Annotated in this window: 14 protein-coding genes and 1 pseudogene; 7 read left to right on the top strand and 8 right to left on the bottom strand. The window is 66.6% G+C overall.

All coding sequences use genetic code 11. The features are described from left to right. Positions 1-156: 156 nt before the first annotated feature. The gene (gene serS / locus ABZ293_RS13460; RefSeq protein ID WP_355180280.1) at positions 157-1419 is read right to left on the bottom strand and encodes a serine--tRNA ligase; all 1263 of its coding nucleotides are present in this window, start codon (positions 1417-1419) and stop codon (positions 157-159) included. A gap of 92 nt (positions 1420-1511) precedes the next feature. On the opposite strand from serS, the gene ABZ293_RS13465 reads away from it, so the two are divergent. The 6 genes from ABZ293_RS13465 to ABZ293_RS13490 all read left to right on the top strand — a co-directional run bounded on the left by ABZ293_RS13465 (position 1512) and on the right by ABZ293_RS13490 (position 7274). Beyond that, entirely contained in the window at positions 1512-3203 is a 1692-nt protein-coding gene (locus ABZ293_RS13465) for an aldehyde dehydrogenase family protein (RefSeq protein ID WP_355180282.1), read from the top strand. Between the two features lie 89 nt (positions 3204-3292). Further along, positions 3293-4432, top strand: coding sequence for a septum formation family protein (locus tag ABZ293_RS13470; protein ID WP_355180284.1), 1140 nt, complete (start codon positions 3293-3295; stop codon positions 4430-4432). Continuing rightward, positions 4432-4782, top strand: a complete 351-nt coding sequence (locus ABZ293_RS13475) for a metallopeptidase family protein (protein ID WP_354961496.1) — start codon at positions 4432-4434, stop codon at positions 4780-4782. Before ABZ293_RS13470 ends, ABZ293_RS13475 begins: the two co-directional genes overlap by 1 nt. A 157-nt stretch (positions 4783-4939) precedes the next feature. Next, positions 4940-5260, top strand: a complete 321-nt coding sequence (locus ABZ293_RS13480) for a PE family protein (protein WP_355180286.1) — start codon at positions 4940-4942, stop codon at positions 5258-5260. 32 nt (positions 5261-5292) lie between these two features. Continuing rightward, positions 5293-6447 carry a PPE domain-containing protein gene (locus tag ABZ293_RS13485; RefSeq protein WP_355180288.1) on the top strand — a complete coding sequence of 385 codons (1155 nt, stop codon included), beginning with the start codon at positions 5293-5295 and terminating at the stop codon, positions 6445-6447. Next, on the top strand, positions 6444-7274 hold the full coding sequence (locus ABZ293_RS13490) for an ESX secretion-associated protein EspG (RefSeq protein ID WP_355180289.1): 831 nt from the start codon (positions 6444-6446) through the stop codon (positions 7272-7274). Before ABZ293_RS13485 ends, ABZ293_RS13490 begins: the two co-directional genes overlap by 4 nt. A gap of 36 nt (positions 7275-7310) precedes the next feature. Here the strand turns inward: ABZ293_RS13490 and ABZ293_RS13495 are convergent. The 7 genes and pseudogenes from ABZ293_RS13495 to ABZ293_RS13525 form a co-directional block, all read right to left on the bottom strand. Then, a pseudogene (locus tag ABZ293_RS13495) lies at positions 7311-8254 on the bottom strand (IS481 family transposase); the annotation flags it as partial. Next, positions 8244-9434: a Cmx/CmrA family chloramphenicol efflux MFS transporter gene (locus tag ABZ293_RS13500; protein WP_355180291.1), complete on the bottom strand. Its 1191-nt coding sequence runs from the start codon at positions 9432-9434 to the stop codon at positions 8244-8246. The gene ABZ293_RS13500 and the pseudogene ABZ293_RS13495, both read right to left, overlap by 11 nt. Positions 9435-9886: 452 nt before the next feature. Beyond that, positions 9887-10054: a hypothetical protein gene (locus ABZ293_RS13505; protein ID WP_355180293.1), complete on the bottom strand. Its 168-nt coding sequence runs from the start codon at positions 10052-10054 to the stop codon at positions 9887-9889. A 68-nt stretch (positions 10055-10122) separates the two neighbouring features. Beyond that, positions 10123-10416 carry a pyridoxamine 5'-phosphate oxidase family protein gene (locus ABZ293_RS13510; RefSeq protein WP_355180295.1) on the bottom strand — a complete coding sequence of 98 codons (294 nt, stop codon included), beginning with the start codon at positions 10414-10416 and terminating at the stop codon, positions 10123-10125. 307 nt (positions 10417-10723) lie between these two features. Continuing rightward, positions 10724-11386: a histidine phosphatase family protein gene (locus tag ABZ293_RS13515; protein ID WP_355180297.1), complete on the bottom strand. Its 663-nt coding sequence runs from the start codon at positions 11384-11386 to the stop codon at positions 10724-10726. Then, the gene (pheA, locus tag ABZ293_RS13520; RefSeq protein WP_355180299.1) at positions 11383-12297 is read right to left on the bottom strand and encodes a prephenate dehydratase; all 915 of its coding nucleotides are present in this window, start codon (positions 12295-12297) and stop codon (positions 11383-11385) included. Before pheA ends, ABZ293_RS13515 begins: the two co-directional genes overlap by 4 nt. Before the next feature lie 10 nt (positions 12298-12307). After that, complete coding sequence (locus ABZ293_RS13525) at positions 12308-12823, bottom strand: hypothetical protein (RefSeq protein WP_355180301.1); 516 nt, start codon at positions 12821-12823, stop codon at positions 12308-12310. A 486-nt stretch (positions 12824-13309) separates the two neighbouring features. Here ABZ293_RS13525 and ABZ293_RS13530 point away from each other — a divergent pair, with 486 nt between their 5' ends. Next, a complete protein-coding gene (locus ABZ293_RS13530; RefSeq protein ID WP_355180303.1) occupies positions 13310-14071 on the top strand; it encodes a DUF2470 domain-containing protein in 762 nt (253 codons plus the stop codon). Positions 14072-14101 lie beyond the last annotated feature (30 nt).

Consider the following 14101-nt stretch of genomic DNA (forward strand, 5'->3'; position numbering starts at 1 on the left):
CACCCGGGTTCGGGTATCGCCGCGAGACCCGATTCCTCGCACGGTGAATAGCCTAGACATAACAATTCCTGCCGGTTGCCACATCACGCGAATCCGGCATGGCGAACCACCAGCTATTTACCTCTAGGCAATGTGGGATGGGCATTTTCGGCCCATCTACTTCGACGGTCTCAGCACCTCGGTGCCGACGAATGGCACCAGCGCGGCGGGCACCCGCACCGAACCGTCGGCCTGCTGATTGTTTTCCAGGATTGCCACGATCCAGCGCGTGGTCGCGAGCGTACCGTTCAAAGTGGCTGCGATCTGCGGTTTTCCGTTCTCGTCGCGATAGCGCACGGCCAAGCGGCGGGCCTGGAAGGTGGTGCAGTTCGAGGTCGAGGTGAGTTCGCGGTAGGTCTGCTGGGTGGGCACCCAGGCCTCGCAGTCGAATTTGCGGGCGGCCGAACTGCCGAGGTCACCGGCGGCGACATCGATGATCCGGTAAGGCACCTCGACGGCGGCGAGCATGTCCTGCTCCCAGGCGAGCAGGCGCTTGTGTTCGGCCGCGGCCTCATCCGGCGTGGTAAAGACGAACATCTCGACCTTGTCGAACTGGTGCACGCGGATGATGCCGCGGGTGTCCTTGCCGTAGCTGCCCGCCTCGCGCCGGAAGCACGACGACCAACCCGCATAGCGCTTCGGGCCGTCGCTGAGGTCGAGGATCTCGTCCGAGTGGTAGCCCGCCAGCGGCACCTCCGAGGTGCCGACCAGGTACAGCTCGTCCTCCTCGAGGTGGTAGACCTCGGCCGAATGCTGACCGAGGAAGCCGGTACCCGCCATGATCTCCGGGCGCACCAGCACCGGCGGAATCATCATGGTGAACCCGTTGGCCACCGCCTTCTGGGCGGCCAGCTGCAACAGACCGAGCTGCAGCAGCGCGCCGTAACCGGTCATGAAGTAGAAGCGCGCGCCCGACACCTTCGCGCCGCGTTCCATATCGAACAGACCGAGCGATTCGCCGAGCTCCACATGGTCCTTCGGCTCGAAATCGAATTCCCTTGGCGTGCCGATGGTCTCGAGCACGATGTAGTCGTCCTCGCCGCCCGCGGGCGCACCCTCCTGGACCACATTCGAAATGGCCCGGTGCGCGGCGTCCATATCGGCGTCGGCGGCATGCTGGGCGGCCTCGGCCTCCTTGACCTTCGCCGACATCTCCTGCGCCTGTTCGAGCAGGATGGACCGCTCCTCCGGCTTCGCCTTGCCGATCAACTTGCCCATCGCCTTGTGCTCGGCGCGCAGGTTATCGGCGGTGGCCACCGCCGCACGCCGCGCCGCGTCCGCCTCGAGCAGCGTGTCGACGAGGGCGGGGTCTTCGCCGCGGGCGCGCTGCGAGGCGCGGACTGCGTCGGGGTTGTCCCGCAGGAATCGGAGGTCGATCATGGGTGACCAGCCTAATGGTCGCGGTATTGCGGTTTCACGCCGATATCCCAGGATGCGGACCGTGCGGGGGTGTACGCGCGCATAGTTGGTTTGTGGGCACAACTTTCGACGAAACCGCGATTGATAACGCAGTGGCCGATCTGGTCGCGGGCGAGAAGACGTGGGCGCATACCCCGCTGCGTCACCGCCGCGAACTTCTCGACGATATCCACACCCGCACCGGCCGCTTCTCGCACGAGTGGGTGCGGGCCGCGCGCACCATCAAGGGGCTGCATCCGGACTCGCCGCTGGTCGGCGAGGAATGGATGTCGGGTCCGATGACGCTGCTGCAGGCCACCGCCGCGCTGTCGGCCACGCTATCGGCGCTGGAGCAGGGGCGCAGTCCGCTGGACGGGGTCGCGCTGGCCGAGGCGCCCGGCGAGCGGGTCGCGGTGCCGATTCTGCCGCTCGATCTCTACGACCGGCTGCTGCTGAGCGGTTTTCACGGCGAAGTATGGCTGCGCCCCGGCGTCGATGCCGATACCGCGCGCAGCCGCGCCGGACTCGGCCAGCTCGATCCGACCGCGACCGGGGGCGTCGGCGCGGTGCTCGGCGCGGGCAATATCACCTCCATACCGCCCCTGGATGTGCTCTACGAGCTCTACGCCCACAACCGGGTGGTCGCGCTCAAGCTGAATCCGATCACCGACCCGCTGTTCACGGTGTACGAAATGGTCTTCGCGCCGCTGCTCGAGCTCGGTGTGCTGCGCATACTGACCGGTGGCGCCGAGGCGGGCGGGTATCTGGTGCATCACCCCGATATCACGCATGTCCATATGACCGGCAGCATGCGCACCCACGACGCGATCGTCTGGGGCCCGGACGGCAAGGCCGACGGACGGCCGCTGCTGGACAAGCCGATCACCAGCGAACTCGGCGGGGTATCGCCGACGATCGTGGTGCCGGGCGAATGGGACGACGCCGACCTGCGCTTCCAAGCCGAACACGTCGCGACCCAGCGGCTGCACAATGGCGGCTACAACTGCGTCGCCACCCAGGCGGTGGTGGTCAGTTCGGATTGGCCGCAGAAGGACAGGTTCCTCGCGGAGTTGCGTACCGCGATCGAGCGGGCGCCGCAGCGCCGGGCCTACTACCCGGGCAGTGACGATCGGGTCGCCGGGGCGCTGGATTCGTATCCGGAGGCCGAGCGGCTCGGGCCGGATCACGGGCGCGTCCTCGTCGAGAATCTGCCGCGGACCGAAACGCCGCTGCTGCGCACCGAGTACTTCTCACCGGTCCTTGGTGTCGTCGAACTGCCACATACCGGCAGCGAATTCCTGCAGCATGCGGTCGATTTCGCCAATGACGAGGTGATCGGCACACTCGGTGTCAACGTGATCGCACACCCGAGCACTATCAAACGGCTCGGCATCGCCTTCGACCGCGCCATCGAGCGGCTGCGCTACGGGGCCATTGCGGTCAATGCCTGGACCGCACTGGCCTTTTTGGCCCCGCGCGCCTCCTGGGGTGCCTATCCCGGCCACACGCTCGATGACGTGCAGAGCGGAATCGGCGTGGTGCACAACGCTTTTCTGCTCGATGATGTGGAGCGCACGGTGGTGCGCGGACCGTTCCGGCCGTCGCCGCGGTCACTGCTGCGCGGGGAAATGGCGCTGTCGCCGAAGCCGCCGTGGTTCGTCACCAATGCCACCGCGGCCGCAACGGGGCGCAAGCTGACGGAGTTCTACGCGACCGCAAATCCGGCGCGGCTGCCGGGTCTGTTCCTGTCCGCATTCCGCGGATGACGCACCTCGCATAGCCACTACCGGGGCGCTTCGAATCGATCCGACCAGGTCGTGGCACCCGAGATCAGACGCTGACATGATGGATCGCGATGTCTGCTGATGATCTGCCCCAGGACCCGCGTGAACTCGAGCCGCGCTCGGGCGAGTCGTCGCGTGCGGAATCGTTCCCGCAGTCGGTGATCATCGACCGCGACGCGGTCGCCGACGGCAAACTGCATCTGTCCGCGCCGAAACTGCGCTGGGTGCTGCTCGCCGCGGCGGCGGGTGCCGTCCTCATCTCGCTGGTCGGCCTGTTCATCACCGGCTACGACAATGAAAAGAGGCTGGAGGCGCACACCCCCGGTTCACCCGGCGAGACGGCGCTGGACCGGGAGTTCGGCACCGCGGCGAAGGGCGATTGCCTCAGCTGGAGCAAGCAGGATCGCAGCGATCTGGTGAAGGTCGCCTGTTCGAACAAGCATCTGTTCGAGGTCGCGGCCGATGTCGATATGGCCAAATATCCCGGCGTGGAATTCGGTCCCGGCTCACGCTTCCCGGACTCGCTGCGGCTGACCGAACTCAAGGAAGAGCACTGCAACCCGGCGGTGACGCAATATTTGAGCGGCAGGTTCGATCCGCGCGGCCGATATGTCGTCGGCCTGATGTACCCCAGCCCCGACGGCTGGAAGCACGGCGACCGGACGCTGCGCTGCGGGCTCCAGTTCTCCGGCAGCACCGGCACCCCGCTGCCGATCACCGGCAGCGCCGCCGAACACGACCAGTCGAAGGTCTTCGAGCCGGGTACCTGCCTGGGCATCAACCAGAATCTGCCCACCGATCCGGTGGACTGCGCACAGGCGCATGCCGTCGAAATCGTCTCCACCGTCGACCTCGGCCAGCGCTTTCCCGGCGGCCCGCCCACCAAGGACGACCAGGACAAGTTCATGGAGGACGAATGCGGGCGCGCGGCCAACGACTACCTCGGCTCCCCCGACGCGGTGCGCAATAAAACGCTGACACTGTTCTTCGATTACCTCGACGCCCGCAGCTGGCTGTCGGGCAGCCACAAGCTGGACTGCATGATCGGCAAGGGCACCGACCGCGAGGGCTTCGCACCGATCACCGGCTCGGCGAAGGGCGAGATCCTGATCAATGGCCAGGCGCCGGTCCCGCCGCCGAACTCCGGGCGCTCGACCCCGGCACCGCTGCCCGGCGCGGCACCGCTGCCGCCGCAACCGCAGCCCCGCTGATGTCGGTCGCCATGTCCGCGGACCGGTTCGAGGAGCTGGTCGGCGATGCGCTCGATCTCATCCCGCCGGAGCTGACCCGTGCCATCGACAATGTGGTCGTGCTGATCGAACCGCGCAATCCGGAGGATCCACATCTGCTCGGCCTGTATCACGGAATCGCGCTGACCGAGCGGGACAGCCACTACGGCGGATCGCTGCCGGACACCGTAACCATCTATCGCGAAGCGATTTTGGACATCTGCGGCGATGAACGTGAGGTCGTCGAGGAGGTCGCGATCACCGTGATCCATGAGATTGCACACTATTTCGGCATTGACGAAGACCGGTTGCATGAGTTGGGATGGGGCTAGTCTTTACCCAGCTGTGTGGGACCGGAAACAGCTGAGACAGACCGGGATAGAAATGTGGGGATTCGATGGAACCGATCGCGTGGCTGTCGCGTCCTATCACTCGTAGGGGGAATTCTCGTGGTTCCGCCCAGTAGTTGCCACTAGAAGGAGTCGAGCCATGGTTGGCCTTGTAAACATCTCACCCGAAGCCGTCCTCCTCGCAGCGGGAGAGCTGGATCTGCTCGCCGAAAGGCTCGCCGCCGCACAAGCTTTGAGCGCGCCGGCAACCCATGTCGTTCCCTCCGGAATCGACGAGGTGTCCCTGCTGGCCGCGCAGCATTTCAACAAGGCGGCGATCACGCACGACCAGTCGGTGGGCCAGCTCGTACTCGAGCTGCATCACGCCGCCGCGACGCTGCGCAGTCAGCTCGCCACGCACATCGGCGAAGACATCGTGAAGGCGGGCGTCATGAACGTCCAGGCCTCGACCATCATCTGAGCTGCGATCACGGATTAAGGGGAGTTACTGACATGACCGCAGGTGTTACCGGGGTGTTCTGGCTGCCCCGCCTGGCAGAAGCAAATTCCATCGCCCTCAACGCGGGTGCGCACGGCGTTCCGATCTCGGCCGCCGCCACCGCGTGGGGCGCGCTGACCGGTGCGTGGGTGGACGCCACCGCGACCGTCGCCCGGGTGATGGCCGAACTCGGCGTCGGCATGCAGGGTGTCACCGGTCTCGCTGTACTGAGCCGGCTCGGCGGCATCACCGCATGGGCCGAACAGCAGAGCGTCATGGCCGCCACGATGGGTGCCAAGGCGGCAGCGAACGCGACCGCGTACACCGTCGCCTCGATCGCCATGCCGAGCCTGCCGGAGATCGCGGCCGTGGACGCCGCCCGGGTCGCCGCGCACTCCACCGGCGGCGTGCTCAACGGCTCCTCGGAAGCCGCCGAGGCCGCCAAGGCGGCGCTCGATCTGCGGGCCGCGCTCACCATGGAGACCTACGAGGCCGCGACCAGCTCAATGGTCGTGACGCCCGGCGAGTTCATCACCCCGCCGCCGATCGCCAACGGCGCCGGTACCGCGGACGCGGACCAATCGTCGGATGCGGCTTTCGGGGGCGACCCGGTGCAAGGTGCGCTCGCCGCCGCATCCGCATTCGTGCAGAACCCGGCAGTGGTGAGCGCAGCGACCCAGGCGGCCAATGTCGCGGGCGGGGTGCTCTCCGGCGGTGTCACCACGGCCGGAAATATCGGCGCGAGCGCGATCTCGGCCGTTACCGGTGCGGCGGCGCCGTCCGCGGCCACCACGGTCGCGCCGATGGCCGCCATGGGAATCGGCGGTGTCGCCAGCGCCGCCACCGCGACTCGTTCCGCATCGTCGGTGCCGGGTGCCACGCTCAACAACGGTTCGCTCAAGATCCCCGAGGGCTGGGGTGCAGGCGCGACCAGCGGTGGTACGCCCGCCGCGGCGGCGACCGAGAACGTCTCGGTTCGGCTCGACAGTGCGCCGGTGCGCAGCGCGTCGACATCCAGCAGCCCGCTGATGGGTCACGGCACTAACTCGGATGAGGACGATGAGTCCGAGCACAAGACCCCGGATTACCTGGTCGCCGATCACTTCGCCGACGGCCGGTATGCCGCCGACGGGGTCATCGGTGCCGATGCCTCCGGGACGGCTAAGTGACGGTGCTGGGTGCGGGCCGCGGTCCGTCCACGCTCGCGTCGGTCGTGCTGTCGCTCGACGAGATGCAGTATGTCCTGGAGACACTGGAGATCGACGAGCTCCCCATCGTGCTGCAAGCGATGGGGAGCTACGACAATGTGACCGATCACGATGCCGCGATGGCCGTGGCCGCCCAGTCGCTCAGCGATCGGGAACTCCTGATCGATGGTGCCGTCCACCACGAACTCGAAGACCGGCTGCGCGCGCTGTACCGCCCGCACTGGGTGGTCGCGGTGCGGCTGATCGTCGAAGGTCAAGTGAGTCGCATGTGTCTGGCGAAGGGCGATGACCTCGTGGCCGTCGCCCTTCGCGGGCCGCACTCCTACGTGATCGACCAGGTCGAAGAGGATCTGCCCGCGCCGATCCTCGCGGCACTCGGCCCCGCCGAAGCGCTCGAACTGACCGGTATGAATGCTCCTACCGAACAGCTCGTCCCGATCTTCGACGATGCGGGTGATGCCGCGGCAACCGCGGCCCGCCTGACCAAGGTCGGCAACCCCCCAAGGGATGCGCAGGTCCTGGCCTCGGCCATGGTGCAGATCCACTCGCACACCGAAATCGTCGGCGTTATCTACGGCGACGGCACGAAGGACTACGCCGACAACCACATCGCCGTATTCAACACGCGCGGTGGACGATTCATCGCGACCGCGAGTGTGTCCGATGACGGGACGAAGTGGACGTCGCTCAGCAGCGGAACGACCGCGAGGCTGCGGACGGCGCTGTTGGATTTGATCAATTCGCTGCCGGAGCGTGCGGAGTTTCCTAGGAATCCGAAGTTGGCCTAGGTGTATGAGGCCGTGACGTTGGTGATGCCGGTGTGGAGGCGGCCGGTTTCTGGCGGCCGAATGTGGCCGATGGCAGGTGTAGTGGGTGTTCCAGATCCCGAGTACGCCGGTGCGTTGGTTTCGCTGGTCCATTTGTGGGCGTAGCGGAATTCCTCGGCCAGGATCCGGTTGTGGCGTTCGACCTTGGCATTGTGGCGCGGCGGGTAGGGAGTGATCCACCGGTGCCGAGCTCCGAGTAGTACTTTCGCGAAATCCTTTGCTCGGTAACAAGACCCGTTGTCGGTGACGATGCGTTCGATCCGGTCGATGCCGTGTGCGGCGAAGAACGCCCGCGCCCGGAGTACGAAACCGACAGCGGTGGTCGCTTTCTCATCGGGCAGCGCCTCGGTATAGGCCAGCCGTGAGAACCCGTCGACCGCGGTGTGTAAGAACACGTAGCCGGTGCGGGTGCCGCGCGTCTTGGTGCGGGCAACGGCTTTGGCGTGATCGGATCCTCTGCCGTGCGTGCGCCAGCCGCCGCCGGGGATGCGGCCCATTTTCTTGATGTCGACGTGGACCATGTGGCCCGGTCGGCGAGCGAGAATGCGGCGTGGCTGTCGGTTGGTGTCACCGCCCGGGTCCAGGAACCGGCGCCGGTTCAGTCCGAGCCGGGCTAGGTGCCGGGTCACCGTGCGCGCCGACACTGTTAGACCTTGGACGGTCAGTTCGGTGGCGATGCGTCGTGCCGACCATTTGCGTTCGCGCCGCAACTGCTCGATCCGCACGATGGTCTCGGCGGCGGTCGCGGTGGGTTGGCGTCGTGGCGCCGAGGATCGGTCGAGCAAGCCGAGTTCCCCGTATCGGCGAAAGCGGTTGACCCACTTGCTTGCGCACTGCCGCGAGATACCCATCTCGGCGGCGACGTGAGCGATCGGGCGAGTCCGACACCGCTGGATGAGTCGCCGCCGGCCTTCCACCGACAACGGTGCGTTAGCGTGCATCGGCGCGCACCTGCTCGGCCGGGCCCGCGACGAGCCGACGGCGACCTGCCAGAACAACACTTACCGCGATGGTCGTGAAGACCGCGCTGCACCACAGCGCCGTGGTGGTGTGACCGGTGTAGTTGACGACGAGACCGGCGGTGGCGGGGCCGATAACGGCACCGGTGTTGAAAGCGGTGGTCGCCAAGGCACCTGCGATACGCGGCGCCGTCGGCGCGGCGTTCTGCACGATCGTCGCGATCAGCGCCGATCCGACACCGAACGCACCCGCACCTGCCACCGTCGACATGATCATCACCCCGGCCAAGGCGTGCGCGGTCATCGCGGTCAGCACCCAGAACCCAACGAGGACGACCGTTCCGGCAGTGATGATCCGTTCTCGGTAACGGTCGCTGTAGCGGCCGGTCAGCGTCACACCGGCGAACGAGCCGACTCCGAACACGGCCAGCACGACCGGAACCCACCGACCGCCGCCGGGAATGCCCGCAGGGATCGTGCCGAGATAGGTGAACCCGGCGAACGTTGCCGCGTTGACCAAAATCCCGGCCATCACAGCAACCAGGACCGGCCCCCGAACCGCCACCGCCCATTCCCGCCACATCGGTCCTGAGGCGGCCGGACGATCATCCTCATGCACGCCGCGACCGATCATCGCCCAGACCGGCACGAGCACTGCCGCACTGATGAGGGCAACGGCCCAGAACGCTGATCGCCATCCCCAGACCTGTCCCAGCAGTGTGCCCGCAGGGACCCCGGCGATGCAGGCCACCGTCACTCCGGACACCACCACCGAGGTCGCACGCCCAACCGCCGCCGGGCCGACCAACCGCGGCAGCGCAGCCAGCACGATCGCCAAGAACCCAGCGTTCGACACCGCCGCGACGACACGTGTGATCAGCAGTACCGTGAACCCGGTCGCCACGGCACCTATGACATGAGCGACACAGAAAAGCCCCAGAAACGCTGCCACCGAATATCTGATCGGCAACCGGCCCGCCATTAGCGCCATCACCGGCGCCCCTACCACCATGCCGGCGGCGAACAGCGAGGTCAGTAAACCAGCAGTACCGAACGAGACCCCGACATCGACCGCGATCTGCTCCAGCAATCCCGACACCATGAACTCGGACGTGCCCTGCGCGAAGACAGCGACAGCCAGCACGAACACCACAATGGGCATGAACAGACAACTCCCCGGAGGCAGGGCGCCACAAATCCCAATGGCGGCACCCGAGATGGTTGCAGAATCGGGCGAACCGTCACCCGACAGCAAAACGACATCGTCCGGCGTTGCGAGATACCCGAACACCACTAGTCGCTCGGCGACCAGCGGGAACCACGCTCACAACGCCGCCCGGCACACAGGCCGAGCGGCTACCGTCTGGACGCCTCCAGAGAACTCACCCCATCACGCTAACAACGGATCCGCGCCAAGCCAACGCAGCGACCACAACGTCATGACCCGCAACAACTAGGGTTCGCGCTCGACGATGTCGTCGAGATCGTCGACGAGGTAGGCGATGCGCCGGAACCCCAGTCAGTTCGCCGACGGACCTTGTGCCGCTTCCGAATTCATGGGCCGGTGGTATTCGGTCAGCTCGAGTCGACCGCTGCCGTCCGGCGCGTTGACGGTCACCATTTCGTCTGTACGCCATTGAGCCCGACGACCGGGTCCGCCCACTCGCCCTCGAGTCGCATCGGATTACTTCGTTCGAAGCCGAGGTCGACGAAGAATGCCGTCACGAGCGCGAGATCGTCTCCGACGAAGCCGACATGATCGAATCGCTGCACACCGCTCATTCGATGCCTACCGTCTGCTGGTCGGGTTGGATGAGCGCAACGACGCGCTCTTCGGCTCGCGAGTACGGCTAACTGATGTATTTGGTAGCCAGTTGGTCGACGATCGTCCAGGCAGCGTCGCCTTCGACCCACTCGATAACGCGGCCCCGGATGATGATCGGCTGGAACGGGTCGTCGGCTGCAGTCAGGGAGAGCGCGACTCGAGGGTCACGGCGCAGGTTGCGAACTTTGCGGGAGTACAGGCCGGTGACGATCGCAACGTACTCGCCGTGCGTGCCGATCCAGCCGGGGACGGTGTATGGGGCGCCGTCGGGCAGGACGCTGCCAAGGTGGGCGAGCGAGGCGCCGCCGAGCACACCCATCGCCCCGCAGGTGCGAACTAGTCTCGACGCCACCGCCGAACAACCCCAAGCCACACCCCAGCGCGATCACGCATTCGTCGAGAATGCGCTGATGCAGGCTGCTCTCGACGTTTGCCTGCATGAGCGCATGGTGATCATCCGTCCAGGGGACGGGCAGGGCTCGGGGGTGTCGAGAAGGTGGGGGTGGTGAATTTGGGTTGGTTGGCTGCGGTTTCGATGGGTCCGCGCTGATCTTGTGGTGGTGGAACTGATCTGAGTTCGCGCCGGTGGATCAAGGGCCGGAGCTCGTTCAGCGTGTTGAGAGGGTTCAGCCCATGGGGTCGTCGGCGGTGGGGGCGACTTCGTAGCCGAAGGGTGGGGTGAAGCGGCCCCAGCGGGTGCATTCCCAGCCGCCGATGGCGCGGGGGAGCAGTTGGATGGTTTCGGTGTTGTCGAGGTGGTTGTTGGTGGTGAAGGGGGGAGCTACGCCGCTGAGGGTGCGGGAGACCAGGCGCATGGCGGCACCGTGGTTGACCAGCATGATGTCGCCGTCACTGCCGTCGGTGAGGTATTTGGTGCGGAGGTCTTCGATGATGGGGAGGAAGCGGGCGAGGACGTCGTATCCGGACTCGCCGCCGGGGACTCGTTCGGCCAGATCGCCCTCGTGCCAGGCGCGGTAGATCCGTTGGAATTGTCTGTGCGCTTGCTCGGTGTGCTGGCCTTCCAGTTCGCCGACCTGCACTTCGTGGACATTGTCGAGGACCTCGACGGGTACACCGGTTGCCGCCTCGATATACCCGGCGGTCTGTCTGGCGCGCAGTGCCGCCGAGCAGAACAGCGCCTTGGGCGGTCTCGCGAGGCTCGAACCGAACGTCTTCGCTTGGGCCGCACCACGTTCGGTCAGCGGCAGGCCGGGCACCCGGGTGTCCAGGATTTTCGCGACATTGCCTTCGGTCTCGCCATGACGGACGAGAATCAGGTTGCCTGTCATAGGTCGGTCACCCCCTTGCGCAGCTGGGTGAGCCACTCCGCGGCGGGCTCGTCGGAGGGCGGTGGGGTTCCGGTCGCCGAGGTCGCTGGCCAGGAGCCCAGAAAACGGATCCGCGCCGTGCGGTGCAGTGCCTTGAGCGCCTCGGCAACGGCGGTGTCATCGATGTGCCCGACACAGTCCAGATAGAAGCGGTAGACGCCCAAACCCGTTCGGGTGGGCCGGGATTCGATTCTGGTCAGGTCGATGCCTCGGGTGGCGAATTCGGCGAACGCGCGCATCAGTGAGCCCGGCTCGTTGGGTAGTTCGAGCACTATCGACGTGCGGTCCGTGCCGGTCGCGGGCGGTGCCACCCTGGGGCTGGTGACCAGTACGAAACGGGTGATCGCCTGCTCGTGGTCGGCCACGCCGGACACCAATGCCGTCAGACCCCGACGCTCACCGGCAAGTGCGGTGGAGACCGCGGCGTCGGCACGCCCGGCCGCGACATCCTCGGCGGCAGCCGCATTCGACGCCGAGGTGTACAGCTCGACGTTCGGCAGCGTGCCCGCCACCCACTGCCGCACCTGCGCCGCGGCCACCGGATAGGCGGCCAGGGTGCGGACATCGGCGAGCGTCGTCCCGGGCCTGGCCACGATCGTGAAACTCACCTCGAGTTCGGTTTCTGCGATGATCTGCAGCCGCGGGCCGATGGCGAGCGAATCCAACGTCGCCGAGATGGAACCCTCGACCGAACTCTCGATCGGCACGACAGCACCCTCGACATCGCCGGACCGGATCAGGTCGAGCGCCGCACCTTGACTGGGCGCGGCAATCCGCTCGACCGGTCCGTCGAAGGGTTGCGAGGACTCGAGTTTGGCGAGGGCCATCTCGGTGAAGGTTCCGGACGGCCCGAAGTACGCGATACGCGGCACGGTTACGAGATTACTTGCGTGTGCTGAGGATGCTCAGAGTTCGAGCTAGATCGTCGGGCGCAGCGGTTTCGATCGCCAGCAATACATTGCGCGCTGCCTCGACCGCGGGCGGCTTCAACGAGGTCAGAAAGGCGATATCCGGCTGAGCCAGCGCCGCCCGGATATCCTCACCGCACAGCGCGGCAACCGTTCCCGCGACGATAGCCAGGGCGCGCTGCCCCTCGTCGGTTCGCGCGATGAAGCCACCATCAGAGTGTGCGATCTCGGCCAGAAAATCAGCCACTACGGCATCGGGCACATCCGCATCGAGAATTCGAACACCGGTCTCCCCGGCCCCGATCCCCCGCACCAACCCTTCGCCCAGACTGCGCCGCGCGGGCGTCGGCGCCGACAACGAAAGCAGCACCGGCTCCCCCGCCACTCCGTGCGCCGCCTGCACTCCATCCGCCATACCCCCACCGTAGCCGCGGCCGGTCACCGCGCTGGTGACATGGGTCTGCCCGACCACCTCGGGTCCACCCGACAACTCCGGATCCGCCTAACCACCACATCCACCGATCACCCCGAGAACCCGCACCACGCCGGTCGCCGAACCCTTGGCACGATGGTGGTCGCCGGATGCTCCGGACCGGCCGCGGCAACCGGCACCTCATCGCATCCGGCAGTCGCACGCTGTCGCACCGCAGTCAGCAGAACATGCGATCGGTCGACGGTACGCGTCCACGCGGAGGAGTCGGTACCGGTGGCGATTGTTCATGGCAACCGGCACTGGCGCCGCAGTTGGCGAGATGCACGCAGTTGGCCGACAGTCGGCATAGCTGAAACGGATCGAGATCCCACGGGCAGCCCGGTACCAGTCGCGCGCGGCGACCAGGCCCAGGCGTTGGCGAGCCAGCACCGGTGCGGCCGAAAGGTGCGGGGAATCCTCAGGATCCAGGTGACGGGAACGGTTGCGGAAAATTCAGACGTGACTTAGCTTAGGGTAACCTAATTGAAATGCCTGGAGGTCTGCATGCCAAACCTGACCGTCGCACCGTCTACCGCCGAGCGGGTTCGGAGTGCGTGTGCCCATGCGGAGCAGGCGGTGCTGGCGATGCCGGGCATCGATCCGACTGCGATCTCGGTGCATCATGTGCGGCAGTGCGGTGATGCTGTGATAGCGGTGCCGACCGCATCCATGGCCGCGGTGCTGGCCGGGAATTCAGGAGAGAGCGGCGCCCCTGCGGTGCTCGAGCTCACTGATCACGCACCGCTGCCGCTGCGGGAACCGGTTCGGGCGCTGGTGTGGCTGCGCGGCTGGGTGCGGGCGGTGCCGACGCAGGCGCAGCGGGCGCTCGCCACCGAGGTGGCCAAGGATCATCCGCATCCCGACCTGCTCGATGTCGGGTACACCTCGACCCTGCTGCGTGTGGTGATCAATTCCGCGGTGGTGGCCGACTCCACCGGCGCCGAATCCGTCTGCGTCGACGAACTCCGGCTGGCCCAACCGGATCCGTTCTGCGCCCTGGAATCGGCCTGGCTGCAGCATATGGACGCCGACCACGCCGATATCGTCGCCCAACTCGCCCGCCACCTGCCGCCCCGCCTGCAGCGCGGCACCGTGCACCCACTGGCCATCGACCGCTACGGCCTGACCCTGCGCGTCGAAGGCCACGACGGCGACCATGACTTCCGCCTCTCCTTCGACACCCCCGCCGATGACATCGAATCCCTGAGCCGCGCCGTCCGCACCCTCGCAGGCTGCCCCTTCCTCAACGGCCTGCGCCGCAGCTGATCCGAACGGCGCGCACCGGCCAGTTCATGT

Origin of the sequence: Nocardia sp. NPDC005998 (assembly GCF_040614395.1) — a bacterium.
Taxonomy (GTDB): Bacteria; Actinomycetota; Actinomycetes; order Mycobacteriales; family Mycobacteriaceae; genus Nocardia.

Excerpts from the sequence above, each read along its gene's own strand:
- serS (WP_355180280.1), bottom strand. The coding sequence starts at position 1,419 with ATGATCGACCTCCGATTCCTGCGGGACAACCCCGACGCAGTCCGCGCC.
- ABZ293_RS13470 (WP_355180284.1), top strand. The coding sequence starts at position 3,293 with ATGTCTGCTGATGATCTGCCCCAGGACCCGCGTGAACTCGAGCCGCGC.
- ABZ293_RS13475 (WP_354961496.1), top strand. The coding sequence starts at position 4,432 with ATGTCGGTCGCCATGTCCGCGGACCGGTTCGAGGAGCTGGTCGGCGAT.
- ABZ293_RS13480 (WP_355180286.1), top strand. The coding sequence starts at position 4,940 with ATGGTTGGCCTTGTAAACATCTCACCCGAAGCCGTCCTCCTCGCAGCG.
- ABZ293_RS13485 (WP_355180288.1), top strand. The coding sequence starts at position 5,293 with ATGACCGCAGGTGTTACCGGGGTGTTCTGGCTGCCCCGCCTGGCAGAA.
- ABZ293_RS13500 (WP_355180291.1), bottom strand. The coding sequence starts at position 9,434 with ATGCCCATTGTGGTGTTCGTGCTGGCTGTCGCTGTCTTCGCGCAGGGC.
- ABZ293_RS13505 (WP_355180293.1), bottom strand. The coding sequence starts at position 10,054 with ATGAGCGGTGTGCAGCGATTCGATCATGTCGGCTTCGTCGGAGACGAT.
- ABZ293_RS13510 (WP_355180295.1), bottom strand. The coding sequence starts at position 10,416 with ATGGGTGTGCTCGGCGGCGCCTCGCTCGCCCACCTTGGCAGCGTCCTG.
- ABZ293_RS13515 (WP_355180297.1), bottom strand. The coding sequence starts at position 11,386 with ATGACAGGCAACCTGATTCTCGTCCGTCATGGCGAGACCGAAGGCAAT.
- ABZ293_RS13530 (WP_355180303.1), top strand. The coding sequence starts at position 13,310 with ATGCCAAACCTGACCGTCGCACCGTCTACCGCCGAGCGGGTTCGGAGT.